This is a genomic window from Streptosporangium sp. NPDC002721, from assembly GCF_042888905.1.
Lineage (GTDB): Bacteria > Actinomycetota > Actinomycetes > Streptosporangiales > Streptosporangiaceae > Streptosporangium.
Genome location: NZ_JBIAQI010000029.1, coordinates 13,959 through 28,612, shown reverse-complemented (window position 1 = coordinate 28,612; position 14,654 = coordinate 13,959). Strand labels below are relative to the sequence as shown.

Here is a 14,654-nt window from a genome sequence, read left to right as displayed (position 1 = left end):
GCATGCACGCAACGCTTTCTGTCGGTGCATCTCCCCTTTTTGGGCAGCAACATCAACGAGTGTGCATATACGCACACCCGTTCGGACCAGGAAATGGGGGTCTCACCAGCGTGGGAAAGAGTCAAGACGCGTGTTATGGTGCGTGCGTGCACACGACTGAGTGGAATCGCGCCGCACTACGGGACACCCTGGACGCGATCATGGATCGCGCAAAGCTCAGCCAGACCGCCGTCGGCGAGCTCGCCGGCCGAGACCGCACCATGGCCAACCGGTGGCTGAGCGGGAAGCATCAACCCAACTACGAGGCGGCAGCACGGTTCGCCGCCGCCATCGCCGAACAGCGACCGGATCTCGCCGACCTCGCCCAGCAGTTCATGATCGCGGCCGGATACGGCGACCGGATCACAGGCAGCGTGTCCGCAGTCCTGCCACCACTGGAGGCGTCCGCGACCGGCACCTCAGATGCCCTCCGCCAGGCGATGACGGACCTACGCGCCCAGGCTCAAGCTCAAGGCCGCCCTCTCGCCGAACTCCTCGTCGAGGAAGGGATCGTCACCCCGGACGAGCTGGTCGTACCGGACAGCCTCCGCCCGGACCCCATCATCGAAGAGATCAACGCCTCTTCTGATCTTTCAGAAGACACGAAAATTGCTCTCATTCGGGCGCATCTGGAAAATCGGGCGCGACGGTTCGAGGAAGAGCGGCTGAAATGAGAAAAGCCGGACGGGTAACCGTCCGGCCGTTTCCCGCACCCCCTACTGCGCGCCACCCCTGTACATCTGGAATGGGCCCGTCCCGTTCCGCACATGCACGTCTGCGGCGTCACGCCGCGCCGCATCGTCGCTGCGCACTCCCAGCTTGAACCACCTCTCGATGGCCAGCACCTGCCCGTTCATGATGTCGGCGTGCGTCCGGGTGATCTTCTCCATGCGCTCGGCGTGCCGGTCGAGGGCCGCCTCGATCTGCTGGCCGAGGTACTTCAGGGCCGCGCACCCCGACGTCAGGATGGCGGCCCCCACCAGTGCGGCGAACGCCTTGTAGCTCAGCAGATTCACCAGGAACGCTTCGACACCGACCGCCACCCAGCCGAGCCCAGACAGGCGGAAGGCCCAGGCCAGCGGGACGGGAGCGGTGCCGACTGTACGGATGTTCAAGAAATCCTGCTTCCCAGCCGGGGTCCCCCACAGTTCCGGCTTTACCGCGAGATTCGTTTCCGAGGCGAGACGCGATTCCGACTCACCTTAAATGAGGTCGACGGCAGATGGAACGCTCCGTATTGCGGCAATCGGCCAGGTCGACAAGGTTACCGCCGCGTATCTACTCGCAGTCACCGACCGTGATTGAATTGCGAACTATGTGCGCCGAAATACTCGGAACGTAGTTGAGGGTAGCCTACGCAAAGTAAGCGAACCCTGGCTAACAGGTTAGGTTGCGGGCGGTTAGAACCGCCACACAGGAGCAAGTCTCGCCGGGTCGAACCGCTTACTCCCTCGCACAATGACAGGCCGCACCCACACCCGCTCCAACGCAACCCCAAGCGCGGAGCGCCGCCGCGACGCCTCCACCTCGCCGTCCGCCAGGAACGCCTCCATCCCCTCCGGATCCGTCGGCAGCCCCTCCAGCACCCGCACCACATCAACCCGGCCCAGAGACGACCTGGCCGCCTCGATGCGCCTCTGCAACGGGGTTCGCGCAGCCATCCACTCCGCCCGGGAAATCACCCCCGCCCCATGATCAGCAGCCAAGTCCAGCAGCTCCTGCTCGCACGCCGCGATCTCCTCCACCGCCACCCCTTCGTCGGCAGCCTCATCCGCCACAACCAGCGCTTCCGCGAACCCCGGCGTGGTGAGCAGCTGCGCCGCCGCCGCCACGATCACCGCATCCACATACTCGGCGCGCGCCGACACCTTCCCGCAGCCCGGCCGGCCTGGCTGCCCGTCACACATGTAGTGCTTGCGACCGCCCGTCTTGGTGCGCCCCACCATCCGGTGTTTGCACAGGTCGCAGTAGATGAGCCCCGTCAGCAGATACTTGCCGGTCGGCCCCGGCGACAGCCTGCGCGCAGGGTCGGCGAGCATCACCCGCAACCGGGCCGACTCCGCCGGGGTGATGATGGCCGGCCACTCCCCCACCCCCATGATCTCCCCCGTCCGCACCCGCTTCGTCTGATGCCGCGACCTGGGCCGGTGCTCCCGCAACCCGGCGATGCGGGCGGAGGTGAGCATCCGCGCCATGGTCGGCGTCGACCACCCGCCCGGCACCGGCACCGGGACGCCGCGGTCCTTGAGGTCGCGGGCAATCACGGAGCCGGGCTCCTGGGCGGCGAGGCGGGCCCGGATCTCGTCGCCGAGCCCGTCCTGGTTGACCTCGGCCGCAGAGGCGACCTGTCGGGCCGTCCAGATGCCCGTAGAGCTTGTGGGGACGCCTCTCCGGTTCAGATCCCTACAGACGGCGGCGAGGGCTTCTCCGGCCAGTACACGGCGCACGCATTCGCGGATGATCGCCGCCTCCTCCGGCACCACCTCCTCGCGGATGAGGCGGTGCGGCGGGTCCGGGCGGTCGTAGATGCGGCGGTACCCGTACGGGCGGAACCCGCCGCCCGTCGACTTGCCGTCCTTGGCCAACTGAATGTGCTTGGCCTTGATCCGTTCGGCTTTGCGTTCGGACTCGTGGTGGTCGACGTTGCCGAGCATGCGGGCGACCATCCGGCCTGAGGCGGTGTCCAGGTCCATCATCCCTGCCTTCACCGTGGAGACGCGGATCTGACGGGTTTCGAGGAGGCCGATGAAGTCCTCCAGTTCGCGCGGGTTGCGGTGGAGGCGGTCGGTGTGCCAGGCGATGACGCCCTCGACGCCGCCGGCCCGGATGCGCTCGAGCATCTGTTGGTAGTTCGGGCGTGATTTGCCGCTGTAGGCGGAGATGTCGTTGTCGCAGAACACCTCGGCCACGTCCCAGCCGAGCCGGTCGGCGAGTTGGCGGCATTCGTCTTCTTGGCGTTGGACGCCGAGGCCGGCGCCTTCTTTGTCGCGGCTGATGCGGACGTAGATGAGGCAGCGAATCCGGGGGGTTGTCATACCCCATATTGAAGCACTCCCAGAGACGACACCCCACCCCTTCTCGCTCAGCCCCGCCCCGAATTCCGCCGCCACGTGCGTGCCGTACGGCGTGGCGGCCCGGGAGCCGACGACCGCGACGGACCTCAGACAGGAGAACCGCAGGTCGGCGTCGCCGTGGAGCCAGAGGGCGTAGGGCCGGGAGTCTCCCAGGTCGTCCAGCTGGGTCGGCCATTCCGGATCGCCGGGCACCACCAGCCTGGCCCCGATCCGCTCGCCATCGGCCAGGTCACGCCCGGGGTCGGCCGTCCTCAACCGGGCCACCCATGAGGCGATCATCCGGTCCAGCCTGGCCGCGAGCCGCTCGTCCAGGGCGGCCTCGGAGCCGTTGCCCTCTCCGGACCGGCCACCAGACCGGCCGTCGGCCCCGCCTGCTCTCCCGCACCGCACCGCCTCCGAGGCGTCATGCCGGGGAAGGCTCCCCAAGGAGGGGCCGTCCCCCGGCTCCGGGATCCCGTCGTATCGGCCACCGCCCACCGCACGCGAAGGAGACCGTGCGCTGGATGGGCCGAATTTCCCGCCCGGCGGCTCCGGACTCCCGCCACGCCGCTCGGGACCTTCGCCACCCGGGCCAGGATCCCCGTCACGCGGGCCGGAATCCCCGTCACGCGGGCCGGAGCCTGCCTCACGCGGGCCGGAGCCTGCCTCGCGCGGGCCGGAGCCCCCGGCCAACAGGCCGGAGCCCTCGACCGACGGGCCGGGGCTGCCGGCCGACCGGCTGGGACCGCTGTCCGGCCGGCCAGGATTTCCAGCCGGGCGGCCGTGAGCGTCGGCGAACCATCGGACGAGATCCGCGTCGGCGGCTCCCTTCCTGACCAGGGCGACGGCGGCCTCGGGGCCGCGCAGGGCGACGAGAGCGCCCATCACGGCGTCGCCCGGCTCGGCCAGGCGCATCAGGGTGAGCCGTGCGAGCCTGTCGTTCATCGTTCCTCCCCCAGCCAGAGCCCCAGCGCGGAGTTGGTCTCGTGGAGCTCCGGCCGGTCCTTGCCCGCGAGATCGGCCAGGGTCCAGGCCAGCTTGAGGATCCGGTCGAGGCCCCGGGCACTCAGCCGTCCGCTGTCGAGATGTCCGAGCAGCGGCGACATCGCGGCGGACGACGGGCGGTACTCGGAGTGGAGGGCTCGGGCGGGCACCTCCGCGTTGCACCGCCACGGCGTGCTCGCGAACCTTCTGGCGGCCCGCTCGCGCGCGAGCAGCACCCGCCCGGCCACCACCGCGCTCGACTCGATGAACCGGCGGTCGGCGAGCAGCTCGCGCCTGGTCGACCGGAACAGGCCGACCTTGACGTCCACCCGGTCGAGCAGCGGGCCGGAGAGCCTCGCGAGATAGCGGCGCCGGGCCGCGGGAGCGCACGCGCACGGGTCGTCCGGGGTGGAGGGCCGCGCGCACGGGCACCTGTTGGCCGCCAGAACCAGCATGAACCGGGCGGGGAAGCTCACCGATCCCAGCGCCCTGGAGACCGTCACCCGGCCCGATTCGAGCGGCTGCCTGAGCGCGTCGAGGACGGTCGTCGGGAACTCCGGCGCCTCGTCCAGGAAGAGCACCCCCCGGTGGGCCAGGGAGACCGCCCCCGGCCGGATCATCCCGCTGCCCCCGCCGATGACGGACGCGACGGTCGCGGTGTGGTGGGGCGCCACGAACGGCGGGCGGGCCAGCAGGGGACGGTCCCTGGGCAGCACGCCGGCGATCGAGTGGATGGCGGTCGCCTCCAGGGCCTGGTCCCGCTCCAGAGCGGGGAGCAGGGTGGGCAGCCGCTCGGCGAGCATGGTCTTGCCGGTGCCGGGAGGACCGAGCATCCAGAGGTTGTGCCCTCCGGCGGCGCAGATCTCCAGCGCGCGCCGGGCGAGCGGCTGTCCCGCGACATCTCCCAGATCGGGGGCGCCGACAGGACCGTCCCCGGCTTCGTGACCGTCTCCGGCGCCGTCCTCTCCGGGAAGTCCCGGCGGGAGCGGGTCCGTACCCCCCGGGCCGCGATCTCCGGCGCCCGCACCGGTTCTCGGACCCCCTGCGGCACCGGACCTTCCGGGGTACGGCGCGGGACCTCCCGCGGGTTCGTCGCTCCGCAACCAGCTCACCAGCGCGCCCAGCGTGGTCGCGGGAACCACGGTCACCCCTGGCACGAGACCGGCCTCGGCGGCGTTACGAGCGGGGACGACGACGGTGCGGGCACCGGCGGCGACGGCCGCCAGCACGGCGGGGAGCACGCCCCGCACCGGCCTGACCGAGCCGTCCAGGCCCAGCTCGCCCAGGAAGATCGGCTCGGCGACCCTGGCGGCGGGCACGAACCCGGCCGCCGAGAGCAGGGCCATCGCGATGGCGACGTCGAACAGGCTTCCGCGCTTGGGCAGGCTGGCGGGGAACAGGCTGACCGTGATCCGGGCGTCGGGCCAGGCGTAGCGACTGTTGACCAGGGCCGAACGGACCCGGTCCCGGGCCTCGCTCAGCGCGGTGTCGAGCATGCCGATGAGGTGGAGACCCGCCACACCGCTGCCGACGTCGGCCTCGACCTCGACGAGACGGCCGGTCACCCCGACCAGGGCGACGCAGCGCGTGCGTGCGACGGCCACTCACCCCACCTCCCGCGGGGAGCGAACGATCCACGACAGGCCGGGGGGCACCGACGGGCCAGGAGACACCGGCAGGCCAGGAGACACCGGCAGGCCAGGAGACATCGATGGGCCGGCGGACATCAGCACACCCCCCGCTCGTGGCGGACCACGAAATCCCCGGCGAACCGCTCCAGGGCGACGACGTCGACGCGGACCGCGTCGAATCGTTCCTGACGCCCGGCGAGCCAACCGGTCGCGAGCCTGTGCAGTCGAGCGATCTTCGCGCTGGTGACCGCTTCGAAAGCGGTGCCGTGACTGCGGCCCGAACGGGTTTTCACCTCCACCGCGACGAGCGTGCGCCCCTCCAGGGCGACAATGTCGATCTCCCCGTCCGGGCACCGCCAATTGCGATCAAGAATCCGCAGGCCCTGTGCCAGCAGATAGTCGACGGCGATCTGCTCGCCGTGCTTGCCGAGCTCGTCTTTCGCGGCCATGGAACCACCTCCGGTTCCAGACCTTCGCCCAGCTCACCGCCCCGCCGAGAGGCCGAACACGGTTCTGTGGAAAACCTGCCGGGGACGAGACCCGCCTGTGGACACGGGGCGCGGAACCCGCCCGTGGACGCCCGGTGCGAGACCTGCCTGTGGACGAGACCTGCCCGCGGACAACGTCTCCCCGCCGCTCAGCCGCATCACGAGGCCCCGGGCGCTCGGCCCCGGCCACGGGGAAGACTCCGGCCCTCCGGTCTCGCGGAGGGCGCCCTCGTAGCCGTCCAGGGAAACTCCCAGGGAACAGCCGCGTAGGGAAAGCGGCCGGGGAAGGCCGCTCACGAGAACGCTCGGCTCAGGAGGAGAAGCCCTCCTTCGGCATCTCCAGGTCGGGCTTGGCGAGCTCCTCGACGTTCACGTCCTTGAAGGTCACCACGCGGACGTTCTTGACGAACCTCGCCGGGCGGTACATGTCCCAGACCCAGGCGTCCTGCATCTTCACGTCGAAGAACACGTCACCGTTCTCGGCGGTGCGCACGTCGAGATCGACGGAATTGGTGAGATAGAAGCGCCGCTCGGTCTCCACGACATAGGTGAAGAGGCCGACAACGTCGCGGTACTCACGGTAAAGCTGCAGCTCCATCTCGGTTTCGTACTTTTCGAGATCCTCTGCGCTCATACCGGTCCTCCTGTTAAACGCCCACCCCGGCCCGTCCGATCAGACGGCGCCGGCCCCCACTTCATTCTCACCCATCACCTCGCCCGCTCCTGACCGCGCCACCGTCGAGAACGAGAAGCGGTGATCCGGACACGGACCGTAGGTTCTGAGAGCCCTGCGATGGTCGGCGGTGCCATACCCCTTGTGCACGGCGAATCCGTACCGGGGATGGCGTTCGTGCAGCGCCACCATCATCGCGTCCCGCGTCACCTTGGCCACGATCGAGGCCGCGGCGATGCAGGCCGCGACCTGATCTCCCTTCCACACGCCCAGCGACGGTGCGGGCAGGCCCGGAACGGGGAACCCGTCGGTCAGAACGTAGCCGGGGTGACAGGTCAACCGCGCCACGGCCCTGCGCATTCCTCCGATGTTGGACCGGTGGAGCCCCCGGGCGTCGATCTCACCCGGCGGGATCACCACCACGCTCACCGCCTTCGCGGTCACCGTGATCCGCTCGAACAGTTCCTCGCGCCGGGAGGCCGTGAGCAGCTTGGAGTCGTCCAGACCGTCGATCCGGCCGCCCAGCACCACGGCGGCGACCACCAGCGGCCCGGCGCAGGCGCCACGGCCCGCCTCGTCGACCCCCGCCACGGGACCGAGCCCGCGGCGGCTGAGAGCCCGCTCGTAGCCGTACAGTCCCGAATCCCGCCGGACCACGCTGGGTCTGGGGCGAAACGCAACCGTCATGGCACCACGGATGACAGAGCGACCATGCCCAGAGAGTACGCCCCCTCCGGGGCATTCGGTACCGCTATCTCACCTTGAGGAAGCTCTCCGGCCTCGAAAGCACCGCGGCCCTGGAGAACGGCCAGTAGATCGCGACGGCGCGGCCGATGACGTCGCTCTCCGGGATCGAGCCCTCTCCCAGCCTCTCCTCGTGGGCCCGCGAGTCGGCGGAGGCGGTGCGGTGATCGCCCATCACCCACAGCCGTCCCTTGGGGACGACCTTCTCGAACGGCTCACCCGAGGGGAAGTCGCCGGAGTAGAGGTAGGAGCTCTCCTCGAGCGGCACCCCGTTGACCGTGATCCGCTTCTGGGCGTCACAGCACTTCACCGTGTCACCGCCGACCGCGATCACCCGCTTGATGGTGTGCTCGTCGTTCCAGCCCTCGAAGACCACGATGTCACCGCGCTCGGAGTCGCCGTGCAGCTTGTTGACGACCACCCGGTCACCCTCGACGAGGGTCCGCTCCATCGATTCGGACGGGATGTAGAACGACTGGAAGACGAACACCTGCAACAGCAGCGCCACCACCACCCCGCACCCCAGCAGGAACAGCGACTCGCGCAGGCCACCTCCCTTGCCGCCCTTGCCGCTCTTCTCTTTCTTCTCGGCCTTCTCGGCCTCGGGTTCGTCAACGGTCATGGATGCGCTTACCGCCTTGAGAGCAGACGACGACGCCACAGCACCAGCGGCACGGCACCCGCGAAGCCCGCGAGGAGCGGGGTGGCCCCTCCCAGGGCCGCGGCGGCCTTGAGGGCCGGCTGGCCGAAGATGTCGGGGATGGGAAGGGTCGTGGCCCTGGAGAACGGCCACACGATCACGAAGGCCCGGCCGATCACCTTGTCCACCGGGATCGTCCCGCCACCGGGATCACCCAGGTGCGAGCGGGAGTCGAGGGAGACCAGCCGGTGGTCGCCCATCACCCACAGGCGCCCCTCACCGACCTTGGCCTCGAAGAAGCTCTGGGACGGCACGTCGCCGGGGTAGAGATAGTCCTCGTCGAGGGGGACCCCGTTCACCGTCACCCGGCCCTGGGCGTCACAGCACTTCACGGTGTCGCCGGCGACGCCGATGACCCGTTTGATGTAGTCCTTCTCACCGGGGACCACGCCGAAGGCGGTGCCGACCCAGCGGAAGAATCCCACGACCGGGTTGGAGGGCTCCTCAAGGTCGATCTCGGGGTCCCAGGAGTCGACCCCGGAGAAGACCACCACGTCGCCGCGCTCGATGTCGCGGACGCGGTAGACGAGCTTGTTGACCAGGACCCGGTCGTTCGTGAGAAGGGTGTTCTCCATCGACTCCGACGGGATGTAGAACGCCTGGATCACGAAGGTCTTGATTATGAGGGCGAGCACCAACGCCACGACGACCAGGACGGGCAACTCCTTCCAGAAGGAGCCCTTCTTCTTGCCCTTGCCGTCTTCGGCGCTCGTCTGAGTGTCTTCGGCGACCACGTCCACCTCGTCCTCGACAGGTCGACGCGAGACTGCGCCGTACTCCCGGTCTTCGCTAGTCATCGCTGACGAGCCTAGATGATGGGCGGTACCAAGTGGTCGAGTGACGGGGTACCGCATAGCCATGCGTATTGCCATAGGAGGTCAAACCTCCTTACATGCGACTGGCCCGCTCCCCGGAGAAGGGGGCACGGGCCAGGTCGGCGGAGACCGGCGCGCCTAGCGGGCGTCGCGCTTCTCGCGGATGCGAGCGGCCTTGCCGCGCAGGTCACGCATGTAGTAGAGCTTGGCGCGGCGGACGTCGCCACGGGTCACGAGGGTGATCTTCTCGATGACCGGGCTGTGCACCGGGAAGGTCCGCTCGACGCCGACGCTGTAGCTGACCTTGCGGACGGTGAAGGTCTCGCGGGCGCCACCACCCTGGCGGCGCAGGACGAAGCCCTTGAAGACCTGGACACGGGACCGGCTGCCCTCGATGACCCTGACGTGGACCTCAAGCGTGTCACCGGGCCGGAAGTCCGGGACGTCGGTGCGGAGCGCGGACTTCTCGAGCTCGCTGATCAGCGTGTGCATGGCAGTGGAACCTCATTTACGAGCGCGCACGGAGGTCCATCCGGCCGCGACGGAGCGGCGTCGCGATGGACACGTGTGCTGAAGTGGACTGTGTCTCGGAGCTGGCCGACCGCGATGAGACCGGTCTGAGGACCGGATGGGCAGTCGGCGGCAACGCTTCAGTCTGCCATATTTTCCCGACCGACCGGAAATCAACCGGTCAGGACGGCCGGACCGGCGGGGTCCGCGGGCCCCGCCTCTGGGAGGTCCAGCTCCTCCAGGGTCCGCCTGTCGTGCTTGTCCAGGCTCTCCGGATCGAGCGCCGCCAGCAGCTCGGGCCGGTTCCTCGCGGTACGGCGCAGCGCCTGGTCCCGCCGCCACCGGGCGACCTTCCCGTGATGCCCGGAGAGCAGGACCTCCGGCACCTCGTGCCCCCGCCACTCGGGCGGCTTGGTGTAGACGGGGCCCTCGAGGAGGTTCTCCATCGCGCCGGGCGCGAAGGAGTCGTCCACGGCCGAGTTGACGTTGCCGAGCACGCCCGGCAGCAGCCGCCCGACGGCCTCGATCATCACGAGCACCGCCACCTCGCCCCCGGCGAGCACGTAGTCGCCGACGCTGACCTCGTCCACGCGCATGCGGGCGCCGTACTCGGCCATCACGCGGGAGTCGATGCCCTCGTAGCGGGCCGGGGTGAACAGCAGCCACGGCTCGGCGGCGTACTCCATCGCCAGCCTCTGGGTGAAGGGCACGCCGCTGGGGGTCGGCACGATCATCCTCGGCGGGGTGTCCGGGCCGGAGGCGAGGACCGCGTCGACGGCCTCCCCCCAGGGGCCCGGCTTCATGACCATGCCGGGGCCGCCGCCGTAGGGGGTGTCGTCCACGGTGCGGTGCACGTCGTGGGCGTGGTCGCGGAGCTGGTGGAGGCGGACGTCGAGGATGCCGCGCTCGCGGGCCTTGCCGATGAGGGAGACGTCGAGGGGGGCGAAGTACTCGGGGAAGATGGAGATGACGTCGACGCGCATGTCAGGCGATCTCGTCCGGGTCGAGCAGCCCGGCCGGGCCGTCCACGACGAGGACGCCCTTGACGAGGTCGACCACCGGGACCAGCGCCTTGACGAACGGCACGTAGACCTCGGCGCCCCCGGCGCCCTTGCCACGCCGTACGACGAGCAGGTCCTGGCCGTGGTGGAGCACGTCGGAGACCTCCCCGACCGGCTCGCCGTCGGGCTTGACCACGGTGAGGCCGATGAGCTGGTGGTCGTAGAACTCGTCGGGGTCGTCGGGCGGCGGGATGTCGTCCGAGTCGATGACGAGCATGGTGCCGCGCAGGTCCTCGGCCTGGTCGCGGCCGGTCACGCCCTCGAACCTGACCAGCAGGATCCCCGAGTGCCAGCGGCGGGACTCGACGACCAGCGGGCCCGCCGACGCGGGGTCGGTGGCCAGGGCGGTGCCCGGGGCGAAGCGCCGGTCCGGCTCGTCGGTGCGCACCTCCACGGACACGTCCCCGCGGAGCCCGTGCGGGCGGCCGATCCGGCCTACGACGAGCTGCACACCCGCCTCCTCACGTAGTGGTGTCTGGGAAAAGTCTAGGAAAAGCAGACGGGCCACCCACACTGGGCGGGTGGCCCGTTCGCTCGATGGACGCGTCTCGCCGGCTAGCGGGCCTCGTTCAGGTCGAGGAGATCGACCCGGACGTACTTGCCGTCACCGAGGGCGTTCACGACCGTGCGAAGCGCCTTGGCCGTACGGCCGCCGCGGCCGATGACCTTACCGAGGTCCTCGGGGTGGACCCGGACCTCAAGCACACGCCCGCTGCGGATGCGGCGAGCGTGAACCTGGACGTCGTCAGGATGCTCGACGATGCCCTTCACCAGGTGCTCGAGGGCCTCCTCGAGCACCTCAGGCCTCGCCTTCCGGCTTCTCCTCGGCGGCCGCGGTGGGCTCAGCCGGGGTCTCGGCGGCGGCCTCTTCGGCCTTGGGGGCCTCGTCGGCCTTAGGGGCCTCCTCAGCCTTGGGAGCCGCCTTGCGGGTCGACTTCTTCGGCGTGGTGGCGGCCTCCAGGGAGAGCGCCTCCTTGGCCGCGGCCTCGTAGACGGCGTGGCGGTCGGCCTTGGGCTCGGCGACCAGGAGCGGAGCCGGAGCCGGCTCGCCCTTGAACTTCTGCCAGTCGCCGGTGAGCTTGAGGAGCTTGAGCACGGGCTCGGTCGGCTGCGCGCCGACACCCAGCCAGTAGGCCGCCCTGTCGGAGTCGACCTCGATGCGCGAGGGGTTCTCCTTCGGGTGGTACAGGCCGATCTCCTCGATCGCCCGGCCGTCACGCTTGGTGCGGCTGTCGGCGATGACGATGCGGTACTGCGGGTTGCGGATCATGCCGAGCCGCTTGAGCTTGATCTTGACTGCCACTGGTGTGGTCTCTCCTGCATTAGAGCGTGGGTGAACGGCGTCTCGTCGAGTGGGGCACGAGGAGAGGACCGATCGAGGGACAGGCATGGCACGCGGGAGTGAGAGGGCAACCACGTGTCACGATGTTCCAACATGTCATTGTGCCAGACGCGCGGGGGTGCCCCGCCAACCCGCGGCCATCCGGTACGGCGGCCGGAGGGCAAATCTCGGTAATCCCCGTGTGTCCGGGCCCCCGGGCGGGCCGCCCCGGTGCGCTAAATGGCCGCCGTGGCAACCACCCTCAGATCCCTGTTGCTGACCGCGACCGGATCCATCACCGTGCTGGGCGCGGTACTGGCCATCAGGGCGACGACCCCCGCGGGCCAGGCCGACGTGTCCCCGGCCGCCGTCCCCTCCCCCGCCGGAGCCCCCGCGGGAACCTCCGCGGGGCCCTCCGTGGAAACCCCCGTGCGCCCCCTCGGAGAGATCTTCAAAAACCTCGGGGGAATCGCCGGGGACAGCGGCGCCGAGGCCTCGGGAACCCCTGAGGATCCCGGAACCGGCCAGGGCCCCGGACACCCTCGGGCTCCGTGGGGAGCACCGGCCGCGCCGGGAGTTCCCGCGCGGTCCGGGACGGCCACCGCGCCCCGGCCCTCGGCTCTCCCCTGGACGGCCGTCCGGCCGGAGGCACCGGCCCCCGCCGGGGCTCCCGGACCACTCCTGGCACCCGCGTGGCGGGGAGAGGCCGTCATGCCGGAGGCCGCGCCCGAGGCGCCCTCCCCCCGGAAAGGCTCGGCGGCGCCGGGGACGCCCGTCTCACCGGTGATCCCGATCCCGCTCGGGGACTCTCTCCCGCCGGAGGATCCGGCTCTGCCGGGATCGTCCGCACTGTCCGTGTTCCCGCCGTTCCCACCGTTCCCACCGTCCCAACCGTCCCCGCCGCTCTCAGCGCACGGGCAGCGAGGCGGCGGGCTCCGGTGGGAGGCGTGGGAGGGCTACTTGGGGCGTACCCCGAGCAGTTCGAGCACGGCGACGAGGATGAAACCGCCGACGATGATCACCCAGATCCACCTGGCGCGCGAGTGGAAGCGGTCCTCGCTCACTTCTGCCCCGGGAGCTTGAACTTCGAGGGGTCGAAGCCCGGCGGCAGCTCCAGGCCCGGCGGCAGCTGCTGCCGGGAGCCCAGCTTGCCGAGGAGGCCGCCGCCCGCGGGGGCCGCGGGCTCCTCGGTTTTGTCGGAGGCGGCCTTGCCGAGCGCGGCCTTGCGCGGGTCACCGCTGACCCTGCGTCCCTTGGCCGCCTTCTTCTGCGCTGCCTTGCCGCCCTTGCGACCGCCCGGCATGCCGGGGATGCCCATGCCGCCGGCCATCCGCTTCATCATCTTCTGGGCGTCGAAGAAGCGGGTGACCAGCCCGCTCACCTCGGTCACCGTCACGCCGGAACCCCTGGCGATGCGGGCCCGGCGGGAGCCGTCGATCATCTTCGGGTTGTGGCGCTCGGCCGGGGTCATCGAGCGGATGATGGCGGCGATGCGGTCGAGGTCGCGGTCGTCGACCTGGTTGAGCTGCTCGCGCATCTGCCCCATGCCGGGCATCATGCCGAGCAGGTTCTTGATGGGGCCCATCTTCTGGACCATCATCATCTGCTCGAGGAAGTCCTCCAGGGTGAAGCCGTCGCCCGAGGTGAGCTTGCTCGCCATCTTGGCGGCCTCGGCCTCGTCGAAGGTCTTCTGCGCCTGCTCGATCAGGGTGAGGATGTCACCCATGTCGAGGATGCGGGACGCCATCCGGTCGGGGTGGAAGGCGTCGAAGTCCTCGAGCTTCTCACCGGTGGAGGCGAACATGATCGGCCGGCCGGTGATGTGGCGGACCGACAGGGCGGCGCCGCCCCGGGCGTCGCCGTCGAGCTTGGTCAGCACGACGCCGTCGAAGCCCACGCCCTCCATGAAGGCCTGCGCCGTGGAGACGGCGTCCTGGCCGATCATGGCGTCCACGACGAACAGGACCTCGTCGGGTGAGACCGCGTCGCGGATGTCGGCGGCCTGCCTCATCAGCTCCTGGTCGATGCCCAGGCGGCCGGCGGTGTCGATGATGACGATGTCGTGCTGCTGCCGCTTGGCGTGGTCGATCGACTGGCGGGCCACCGCGACCGGGTCGCCGACGCCGTTGCCCGGCTCGGGCGCGTAGACCGCGACGCCCGCGCGCTCGGCCACGACCGAGAGCTGCTGGACGGCGTTGGGCCGCTGGAGGTCGGCGGCGACCAGCAGCGGCGTGTGGCTCTGCTCGCGCAGCCAGCGGGCCAGCTTGCCGGCCAGGGTCGTCTTGCCCGCGCCCTGCAGGCCCGCGAGCATGATGACGGTCGGCGGGTTCTTCGCGTAGCGAAGCCGCCGGGTCTCGCCGCCGAGGATCTCGATGAGCTCGTCGTTGACGATCTTCACGACCTGCTGCGCCGGGTTCAGCGCCTGGGAGACCTCGACGCCGCGGGCGCGCTCCTTGACCTGGGCGACGAACGCCTTGACCACGGGCAGCGCGACGTCGGCCTCGAGCAGCGCGATGCGGATCTCGCGGCAGGTCGCGTCGATGTCGGCCTCGGACAGCCGACCCTTGGATCGAAGGGAGGAGAAGACCGATGTCAGCCGGTCGGAAAGCGTCTCGAACACGTGATTGGCCAGCCT

General features: G+C 70.1%; 15 protein-coding genes. 1 reads left to right on the top strand and 14 read right to left on the bottom strand.

All coding sequences use genetic code 11. From position 1 onward, the window contains the following. The first annotated feature begins 146 nt into the window (after nucleotides 1-146). A complete protein-coding gene (locus ACFYWM_RS34825; protein WP_389922787.1) occupies nucleotides 147-713 on the top strand; it encodes a helix-turn-helix domain-containing protein in 567 nt (188 codons plus the stop codon). 42 nt (nucleotides 714-755) lie between these two features. On the opposite strand, the gene ACFYWM_RS34820 is transcribed toward ACFYWM_RS34825, so the two are convergent. From ACFYWM_RS34820 to ffh, 14 genes are all read right to left on the bottom strand, one after another. Continuing rightward, a complete protein-coding gene (locus ACFYWM_RS34820) occupies nucleotides 756-1,154 on the bottom strand; it encodes a hypothetical protein (RefSeq protein WP_389922784.1) in 399 nt (132 codons plus the stop codon). Between the two features lie 285 nt (nucleotides 1,155-1,439). Next, the gene (locus tag ACFYWM_RS34815; RefSeq protein WP_389922781.1) at nucleotides 1,440-3,392 is read right to left on the bottom strand and encodes a recombinase family protein; all 1,953 of its coding nucleotides are present in this window, start codon (nucleotides 3,390-3,392) and stop codon (nucleotides 1,440-1,442) included. A gap of 641 nt (nucleotides 3,393-4,033) precedes the next feature. Continuing rightward, nucleotides 4,034-5,680, bottom strand: a complete 1,647-nt coding sequence (locus ACFYWM_RS34810; RefSeq protein WP_389922778.1) for a YifB family Mg chelatase-like AAA ATPase — start codon at nucleotides 5,678-5,680, stop codon at nucleotides 4,034-4,036. A 122-nt stretch (nucleotides 5,681-5,802) separates the two neighbouring features. Then, nucleotides 5,803-6,156 carry a YraN family protein gene (locus ACFYWM_RS34805; RefSeq protein WP_389922775.1) on the bottom strand — a complete coding sequence of 118 codons (354 nt, stop codon included), beginning with the start codon at nucleotides 6,154-6,156 and terminating at the stop codon, nucleotides 5,803-5,805. Nucleotides 6,157-6,505: 349 nt separating this feature from the next. Then, a complete protein-coding gene (locus ACFYWM_RS34800; protein WP_030511723.1) occupies nucleotides 6,506-6,829 on the bottom strand; it encodes a DUF2469 domain-containing protein in 324 nt (107 codons plus the stop codon). A gap of 39 nt (nucleotides 6,830-6,868) precedes the next feature. Beyond that, the gene (locus ACFYWM_RS34795) at nucleotides 6,869-7,555 is read right to left on the bottom strand and encodes a ribonuclease HII (RefSeq protein ID WP_389922772.1); all 687 of its coding nucleotides are present in this window, start codon (nucleotides 7,553-7,555) and stop codon (nucleotides 6,869-6,871) included. Between the two features lie 64 nt (nucleotides 7,556-7,619). Then, complete coding sequence (gene lepB / locus ACFYWM_RS34790; RefSeq protein WP_389922771.1) at nucleotides 7,620-8,234, bottom strand: signal peptidase I; 615 nt, start codon at nucleotides 8,232-8,234, stop codon at nucleotides 7,620-7,622. Nucleotides 8,235-8,242: 8 nt separating this feature from the next. Next, nucleotides 8,243-9,109, bottom strand: coding sequence for a signal peptidase I (gene lepB, locus ACFYWM_RS34785; protein WP_389922768.1), 867 nt, complete (start codon nucleotides 9,107-9,109; stop codon nucleotides 8,243-8,245). A 156-nt stretch (nucleotides 9,110-9,265) separates the two neighbouring features. Then, the gene (rplS, locus tag ACFYWM_RS34780) at nucleotides 9,266-9,619 is read right to left on the bottom strand and encodes a 50S ribosomal protein L19 (protein ID WP_389922765.1); all 354 of its coding nucleotides are present in this window, start codon (nucleotides 9,617-9,619) and stop codon (nucleotides 9,266-9,268) included. A gap of 191 nt (nucleotides 9,620-9,810) precedes the next feature. Beyond that, nucleotides 9,811-10,620 carry a tRNA (guanosine(37)-N1)-methyltransferase TrmD gene (gene trmD / locus ACFYWM_RS34775; protein WP_389922762.1) on the bottom strand — a complete coding sequence of 270 codons (810 nt, stop codon included), beginning with the start codon at nucleotides 10,618-10,620 and terminating at the stop codon, nucleotides 9,811-9,813. A 1-nt stretch (nucleotide 10,621) separates the two neighbouring features. Next, entirely contained in the window at nucleotides 10,622-11,149 is a 528-nt protein-coding gene (rimM, locus tag ACFYWM_RS34770) for a ribosome maturation factor RimM (RefSeq protein WP_389922759.1), read from the bottom strand. Between the two features lie 104 nt (nucleotides 11,150-11,253). Continuing rightward, nucleotides 11,254-11,496 carry an RNA-binding protein gene (locus tag ACFYWM_RS34765; RefSeq protein WP_329091253.1) on the bottom strand — a complete coding sequence of 81 codons (243 nt, stop codon included), beginning with the start codon at nucleotides 11,494-11,496 and terminating at the stop codon, nucleotides 11,254-11,256. Between the two features lies 1 nt (nucleotide 11,497). Then, a complete protein-coding gene (rpsP, locus tag ACFYWM_RS34760; RefSeq protein WP_389922756.1) occupies nucleotides 11,498-12,001 on the bottom strand; it encodes a 30S ribosomal protein S16 in 504 nt (167 codons plus the stop codon). Nucleotides 12,002-13,079: 1,078 nt separating this feature from the next. Continuing rightward, nucleotides 13,080-14,639 (bottom strand): signal recognition particle protein, encoded by a 1,560-nt coding sequence (ffh, locus tag ACFYWM_RS34755; protein WP_389922753.1) that lies wholly within the window; start codon nucleotides 14,637-14,639, stop codon nucleotides 13,080-13,082. Nucleotides 14,640-14,654: the final 15 nt, after the last annotated feature.

Bases quoted from the DNA above. Each gene is read 5' to 3' on its own strand.
- ACFYWM_RS34815 (WP_389922781.1), bottom strand. From the start codon at position 3,392: ATGATCGCCTCATGGGTGGCCCGGTTGAGGACGGCCGACCCCGGGCGT.
- ACFYWM_RS34805 (WP_389922775.1), bottom strand. From the start codon at position 6,156: ATGGCCGCGAAAGACGAGCTCGGCAAGCACGGCGAGCAGATCGCCGTC.
- ACFYWM_RS34800 (WP_030511723.1), bottom strand. From the start codon at position 6,829: ATGAGCGCAGAGGATCTCGAAAAGTACGAAACCGAGATGGAGCTGCAG.
- ACFYWM_RS34795 (WP_389922772.1), bottom strand. From the start codon at position 7,555: ATGACGGTTGCGTTTCGCCCCAGACCCAGCGTGGTCCGGCGGGATTCG.
- lepB (WP_389922771.1), bottom strand. From the start codon at position 8,234: ATGACCGTTGACGAACCCGAGGCCGAGAAGGCCGAGAAGAAAGAGAAG.
- lepB (WP_389922768.1), bottom strand. From the start codon at position 9,109: ATGACTAGCGAAGACCGGGAGTACGGCGCAGTCTCGCGTCGACCTGTC.
- rplS (WP_389922765.1), bottom strand. From the start codon at position 9,619: ATGCACACGCTGATCAGCGAGCTCGAGAAGTCCGCGCTCCGCACCGAC.
- trmD (WP_389922762.1), bottom strand. From the start codon at position 10,620: ATGCGCGTCGACGTCATCTCCATCTTCCCCGAGTACTTCGCCCCCCTC.